The sequence below is a fragment of the Pseudomonas sp. GW821-FHT04D07 genome (assembly GCF_059420225.1).
The window spans coordinates 360,620-367,510 of record NZ_JBWKTH010000002.1; the positions used below are offsets into that span (position 1 = coordinate 360,620).

Genomic DNA, 6,891 nt, shown 5'->3' on the forward strand with positions numbered 1-6,891 from the left:
TATCCCCTGAAAATTCCGGTAACGATCAAGCTGCTTTTTTTCAGACCGTTACCGGGATCACTGCTCCGAGTAGCTTTTACTGGTTAGTAATGCATCATTTTGGCTGAATGCATTGGAGCTGATGAAAGGCTTGGCGACTATAGCCCGGAGAATTTTGAAATCCTTATGTTGTTTATTGATGACCATGAAATCGTTGTCACTACAAGCGTGCCAACCGAAGCCAGCAACCTGCTGTGGTACACATCTGAACCTCATAAGCATAATATTCGCCACTTGCTGGCAGCTTTCATAGCATCAGCGACTGAGCATCGACCTGAGTCGATCACGACATCCAAATCGGCCCATTTCCTCAAGCTCGGCCTGACTGACGCAGGGATACTCGAACTCCCCGCAGACTCTGGGCTGATACTGACGGTCGATCTGGACCTGCATATCGCCGCATTAGAGCGGGGACTGCGGTCAGAAAACTTTACTCACCATCGGATTTTTCTTTCCCGTTCATAAGCATAAAAAATCCAGCAGGAACGCTGAAAAACTCGGAAAACCCTTTCATCTGTGCAACGGTCATATTTCTTTTGTCATTCAAAATTTCAGACACTACAGTTTGACTCGCAATAGTAGAGAGTTCCATTTGCTTGATCCCTCGTTCCTCCATCAAAAAGGCCAACGCTTGCGATTGCGAAGAACCAGGAATCAAAACCGTCTCAGCTTCATACTCATACACACGATCAACCACTAACTCGGCAAAACGTGCAGCCGCATGATCCTCACTGCCTGCATGTGAGTAAAGTTCATCAATTAATGCCATTCGATCTTTAAGATCACTGTCATCTTTGATCTTTTCATGGCATGCAGACAACAACCGGGCCGAGGTCACTACTTGATCGTTCTGCTTTTCAAACATGGGGGGAAATATCCTTTATGAGCATCAGATACTTTTCAAAATCCAAGCCATCATCCTAAGTGATCTACACCCCATGCGGCCCCATCGGAAAAACAATGAAACGCTCTGGTGCAGAGTGCTACCACCAGACCAGTCGTCGCTCACCCGCCCCGTCAAAAGCACCATCCTCAGCGTGGTCTATCCTTGAGTCGTCACTAGAGCCGGACCTCGACACAGGAGACAGCGAATGGATGCACGAGAAAGAGCGTTGATGCGGGCCAGCGTGGCCTTGGGGTTGCTGATCAGCACCCTGAAGAAGCACGATCTGGAAGCCCCCCTTTCCCTGGACGATCCACATTTCAAGGAGCTGATCACTCACCTGCGGGACAACTTGCTGGAGGCGCAGGCGGACGAGAGCGTTTCCAGTGTCATGGTCTCGATCAACAAGGCCTTCACCGATGGCGTGCGGCTCAGTGCCCGTAGCGTGGGGAGCTTGTTGACGGCACTGAAGAAGGTCGATGGACTGCTCAAGGAGGCCGGGGAGAGGCACGCGCCGTTGCAGTTGGCCCAGGTGAGCGCGGGCTGAAAGGCAGCCCCTGTAGGAGCCAGCTTGCTGGCGATGAGGCCAGTACATCTTGCACCATCTGTCCGGTCGCCATCGCCAGCAAGCTGGCTCCTACAAAAGGGCCGCGGCGTTTGTGAGGGCGTGTGCCCGCTATTTGCTCGACAACTGTGATCCACCACCACAATCACAGTAGGAATAATTTCCCGCCAACATCAGATCATTCATACTCCGCACCGCTCTTGACCTGATGATGGACCACTTGTCGATGACCTTTCATGTCTGACCCGCTCTGGGCTGCCCGCCTGGGCGATGCGCTGTCCCATACCTCGATGATGGCCGATATTCTCGGCGGCGTGCTCGAGGTCGCGGCCAACGTGGCAATCACCGCACTGGCCACCGCCGCCGTGGTCGCCGCCACCGGGCTCACCGTCGCCACCGGCGGGCTCGGGGCCTGCGTGCTGGGCGCGGTGATCGGGGTGGTCGTCGGCGTCGCCATGAGCAAGACCGGCACCGACAAGGGCCTGAGCAAGCTGTGCGAGGGCATCGGTAACGCGCTATTTCCGCCCACGGTGCAGGCGACGATCCTCAGCGGCTCCACCGACACCCTGATCAACTCGATTCCCGCCGCCCGCGCTGCCGGCGCGCTGCCGTCCCATGTGGAAGCGGCCGGTACGCCCGACAGCGAAGAGCCGCCCCAGGAAGCCAGCTACCTGGATATCGCCAAGGGCTTCTTCGCCCAGATGTGGCGACCCACAGTGGCAACGCCCGCCCCCGGTGTCGTGCCCAAGCCACTGGACCTGGTGACCTGCACCAAGCATCCGCCGATGCCGCCGCAGTTTCTCGCCGAAGGTTCGAAAAAAGTCAGCATCAACGGCCAACCCGCCGTGCGCAGTGGCGACCGCAGTACTTGCGATGCCACCGTCGTCTCCTCGGGACTGATCTCGCCCAACGTCACCATCGGCGGCGGTTCGGTGGTGGTGCGCGAGATCCGCAGCGGCAAGACGCCCGGCGTCGGCTTGGCCATTACCGCGCTGATGATGCTCAAGGGCAGCAAGGGCAAGTTCCTCAGCAACCTGCCCTGCATGCTGATGGCCGGGGTCAATTCCTTTGTCACCAGCCAGGCCATCGGCGCCCTGACCAATGCCATCGCCGGTTCGCCAAACCCGGTGCACGCCGCCACCGGCGCCAAGGTGCTGGGTGGTCTGGACGATCTGGACTTCGCCCTGCCGGGGCTGCTGCGCCTGGACTGGCAACGCTTCTACAACAGCCGCGACGAGCGTCACAACGGCCTGTTCGGCGCGGGTTGGAGCGTGTCGTATGAAGTCAGCGTACAGGTCGAAGCACACCCCGAGGGCGGCGAACGGCTGATCTACACCGACGAACAGGCCCGGCGTATCGACATGGGCTCGATAGCGCTGGGCGGCGCAGTGTTCAGTGCCGGTGAAGGCTTGAGTGTCCGTCGTCATGGCAATGGTCAGTTATTGATCGAAAGCGACGACGGCCTCTATCGACTCTTCGAAGCACTGCCAGGCGAGCCGACTCATTTGCGCCTGACGCAACTGGGTGACCGCAACGACAACCGGATCTATCTCGACTACGACGAGTCAGGGCGACTGCTTCGTCTGCGCGACACCTTCGATCTCGTCCAGGCCCAACTGATCTATAGCGACACATGGCCGAACCGGGTCAGCCGCATCGAGCGCCGGTACCCGGACCGCCCGAACGAGTTGCTGGTGAGCTACACCTACGACCTGCGCGGTGACTTGGCACAGGTGCTGGATGCCACCGGCCATGCACAACGGCGCTTCGCCTACGACGACGGGCAGCGGCTGGTCGAGCACCAACTGTCCGTCGGCCTGCGCTGTTTCTATCAGTGGGCACAGGTGGACGGTCGCGAATGGCGAGTGGTGCGACACTGGACCGACGAGGGCGATGAGTATGCCTTCGACTACGACATGGCCGCCGGAACCACCCGCGTCACCGACAACCTCAAGCGCACCAGCACCCGACGTTGGAACCCGCAACACCAGATCACCGAATACACCGACAACCTCGGCCAGACCTGGCAGTTCCAGTGGAACGACGAACGCCAGTTGCTCGGCGCCACCGATCCCCAGGGCGGCCAATACCAATTCAGCTACGACGAAGCCGGCAACCTGAGCACCACCCAGGACCCGTTGGGCCGAAGCGAATCGACCCTGTGGCTGGAACACTGGGCCTTGCCGCTGGTGGAGACCGACGCAGCGGGTAACAGCTGGCAGTTCCGCTATGACAACCGTGGCAACTGCATCCAGGAAACCAATCCGCTGGGGCACGTCACCCGCTATCGCGTCGATGCCCAGGGGCAGACCGTCGAGATCATCGACGCCAGCGGCAAAAGCAAAACCCTGCGCTGGAGCCCCCTCGGCCAGTTGCTCGAACATATCGACTGCTCCGGCTACCCGACGCGCCTGGGTTACGACGAGCGCGGCCTGTTGCGGACCGTCACCGATGCCCTGGGCGAGCGCACACAGTACGACTACGACACCCAGGGCCGCCTGCTGAGCAGCCAGTTGCCGGACGGCCGCACGCACCAGTACCAGCGCAACGCCGATGGCCAGTTGATCGGTTACACCGACCCGGCCGGACAGACCACCGCCTACCGCTACGACCGTCGCGGCCAGGTACGCCAGCGCATCGATGCCAGCGGTCGGCAGGTGCAGTTCAGCTACGACGCCTATGGACGCTTGCAGGCGCTGACCAATGAGAACGGCGAAAGCTATCGCTTCGCCTGGGATGCCGGCGACCGCCTGGTGGAACAGCAGGACCTGGACGGCAGTGCCCGCCGCTACACCTACAACGCCCGGAACGATGTCACTCGCGTCGATACCCTGCCCGCACCCCATGGCAGCGGCCTGGCGGTGGTCCCCGCAACGCCGGTCGCACCGATTGTCCATCACCTCGAACGCGACGTTGCCGGACGCCTGACAGCGAAAATCACCGACGATGGCCGCACCGAATACAACTACGACGCGCTGGATCAACTGACGGCAGTCACCTTTACCGACAATGACGGCCAGGCACAGAGCCTGGGCTTCGCCTACGACGCCCTTGGCCAGTTGCTGGAAGAACAAAGCTCGGCGGGCAGCCTCCAGCATCACTACGACGAACTGGGCAATCTGATCCAGACGCAGTTGCCGGATGGCCGCTGGCTCAATCGGCTGTACTACGGCAGCGGCCATCTGCACCAGATCAATCTGGACGGTCGGGTCATCAGCGACTTCGAGCGCGACCGCCTGCACCGCGAGGTGCTGCGGACCCAAGGTCAGCTCGACACCCGCAGCGAATACGACCGCGCCGGACGCCTGCGCTCGCGCCTGCGCCGCCCGATCAACCAACCCTCGGCGTTGCCCGCGCCAACGCAGCAACATTTCGACTACGACCCCGCCGATCACCTGGTCGGCCGCCTCGACCAACAGCCCGGCGGCACCCATCGGCAGTTGATGCACCACGACGCCAGCGGTCGCATCGTCGCCAGCCAGGACAGCGTCCAGGGCCAGAACGAGACCTTCGCCTACGATGCCGCCGCCAACCTGCTGGACGGCCCCCAGGGTGGCCGGGTGCTGCATAACAAGCTGCTGACCTACCAGGACAAACGCTACCGCTACGACGCCTTCGGCCGGATGATCGAGAAGCGCAGCGGCAGTCATCGGGTCCAGCGCTTCGCCTACGATGCCGAACACCGCTTGATCGAGGTGCGCAACCAGGACGGCGCGCGGGATACCGTGGTGCGCATGAGCTACGACCCGCTGGGCCGGCGCATCGCCAAGAGCGAGCACGACAGCCACGGCTACCCCTTGGGCGAAACCCGCTTCACCTGGGACGGTCTGCGCCTGCTGCAAGAGCACCGACACAGCCTGAGCAGCCTCTACCTTTACGCGGACGACGGCCACGAGCCACTGGCCCGGGTCGACGGCGGTGGCGCATTGCAGAAAGTCCGCTATTACCACAATGACCCGAGCGGCTTGCCCGAACAACTGACGGAAAACGACGGCCATGTGGTCTGGCAGGCCCGCTACCGGGTCTGGGGCAATACCGTCAGCGAAACCCGCGAGCCGTATTACCTGGAAGAGCAGAACCTGCGCTTCCAGGGGCAGTACCTGGACCGGGAAACCGGCCTGCACTACAACACCTTCCGCTTCTATGACCCGGATATCGGCCGCTTCACCACGCCCGACCCGATCGGCCTGACCGGTGGCATCAATCTGTATGCCTATGCGCCAAATCCGCTGACGTGGATCGACCCGCTGGGGCTAAGCTGTGGCCCTTCGGGTAAAGTGCCGATTACCCGTAACTCCGCGCGCAAGCTGCTGAAAAGCCGGGGGCTGAACCAAAAAATCCAGCGTGAAACCGTCGACAGCTTCCAGGGGCAGATCTACGCCACCCGAGGCAAGAAAGGCGATGTGTTCACCATCACCGAGCACAAACCAGGTACCGCTTCGCAAATCTATGTCACCCGAGGGTCGGCGGGCGCGACCGCCGCGGACAGGCGCGCGAACCTGGCATTGCCCAACAGCAACAGTGCGGTCCACGAGGGCCAGGTCGCCCTCACCCGCGACCAGGTCCTGCTGGAAGGCCGAGTGGCGCCACAACCACAATGGGGCGCGGACAAGGTCGGCGGCGGATGGCAAGTCGTCACCGCTGGCGGACGATATTCAGGAGCAACGGAACGGCTATGAACCTCAAAGAATGCAACGACACCCTCTGCGATCTGCTGAGACGTTCGGGTTATGAAGACGAGGCCGATGAAATCCAGGCGCTGGTAGACATCGTACTGGACCCGGCTAGCAGCGACAGCCAGCGCAACGAAGCGATCAAGAACCTGACGATGCGCTGCCATCCCAAATGGTTGGGGGACTTTTTCATCGACGGCATGACCTACCCGCAATGGACCGATCTCATTACTCACTTCGAAAAGCTGCTCAATCGCCAGCGACGCCCATGACCGTGGCGTGACCAGAGCGCCTCGAACCTGCCGTCCCCTGGTATGCCATTGAACGCTTTATTGAGCGCATTGGACACGCTGATCGCGCAGTTGCAGAAAAGCCGCAACGAGTCCGTGCAGTTTTTCATCGACAAGGCTGCTGAACTCAGAGTCGCAGGCTACGTTCGCGAGCCCCTGGAAAGGCTCTCGACCTGCCGGGCCACGGCCCAATATGGCGACTTTTCCCACACAATGGAGAGCCAGCTGGAAGCGGTGGTCGATGCGGCCGCGGCCTGCCTGGCAGCCCTGCCGAAACCCTGAGACCGCCATCGCCGCGGAACATCGCCCCGACCAGCCGGCTCTCAAAAAGGCTGGGCACGACACTATTTTGATGGCGGAACACGTATCTGATGTGGGAGCGGGGGGGGGGGGGGGGGGGGGGGGGGGGGGGGGGGGGGGGGGGGGGGGGGGGGGGGGGAG

The 6,891-nt window shown here is 61.4% G+C and carries 6 protein-coding genes; 5 read left to right on the plus strand and 1 reads right to left on the minus strand.

The genetic code is table 11. The annotated features are described in order from the left end of the window. The first annotated feature begins 99 nt into the window (after positions 1–99). Positions 100–504 (plus strand): PIN domain-containing protein, encoded by a 405-nt coding sequence (locus AC07T0_RS05225; protein ID WP_495000161.1) that lies wholly within the window; start codon positions 100–102, stop codon positions 502–504. Here the strand turns inward: AC07T0_RS05225 and AC07T0_RS05230 are convergent. Continuing rightward, positions 470–904, minus strand: coding sequence for a helix-turn-helix domain-containing protein (locus AC07T0_RS05230; protein ID WP_495000162.1), 435 nt, complete (start codon positions 902–904; stop codon positions 470–472). The genes AC07T0_RS05225 and AC07T0_RS05230 overlap by 35 nt on opposite strands. 226 nt (positions 905–1,130) lie before the next feature. Here AC07T0_RS05230 and AC07T0_RS05235 point away from each other — a divergent pair, with 226 nt between their 5' ends. From AC07T0_RS05235 to AC07T0_RS05250, 4 genes are all read left to right on the plus strand, one after another. Next, positions 1,131–1,469, plus strand: coding sequence for a hypothetical protein (locus AC07T0_RS05235; RefSeq protein WP_495000163.1), 339 nt, complete (start codon positions 1,131–1,133; stop codon positions 1,467–1,469). A gap of 254 nt (positions 1,470–1,723) precedes the next feature. After that, positions 1,724–6,166: an RHS repeat-associated core domain-containing protein gene (locus tag AC07T0_RS05240; RefSeq protein WP_495000164.1), complete on the plus strand. Its 4,443-nt coding sequence runs from the start codon at positions 1,724–1,726 to the stop codon at positions 6,164–6,166. Then, entirely contained in the window at positions 6,163–6,432 is a 270-nt protein-coding gene (locus AC07T0_RS05245) for a hypothetical protein (RefSeq protein WP_495000165.1), read from the plus strand. Before AC07T0_RS05240 ends, AC07T0_RS05245 begins: the two co-directional genes overlap by 4 nt. A 69-nt stretch (positions 6,433–6,501) precedes the next feature. Continuing rightward, a complete protein-coding gene (locus tag AC07T0_RS05250; RefSeq protein ID WP_495000166.1) occupies positions 6,502–6,732 on the plus strand; it encodes a hypothetical protein in 231 nt (76 codons plus the stop codon). Positions 6,733–6,891: the final 159 nt, after the last annotated feature.

Excerpts from the sequence above, each read along its gene's own strand:
- AC07T0_RS05230 (WP_495000162.1), bottom strand. The coding sequence starts at position 904 with ATGTTTGAAAAGCAGAACGATCAAGTAGTGACCTCGGCCCGGTTGTTG.
- AC07T0_RS05235 (WP_495000163.1), top strand. The coding sequence starts at position 1,131 with ATGGATGCACGAGAAAGAGCGTTGATGCGGGCCAGCGTGGCCTTGGGG.
- AC07T0_RS05240 (WP_495000164.1), top strand. The coding sequence starts at position 1,724 with ATGTCTGACCCGCTCTGGGCTGCCCGCCTGGGCGATGCGCTGTCCCAT.
- AC07T0_RS05245 (WP_495000165.1), top strand. The coding sequence starts at position 6,163 with ATGAACCTCAAAGAATGCAACGACACCCTCTGCGATCTGCTGAGACGT.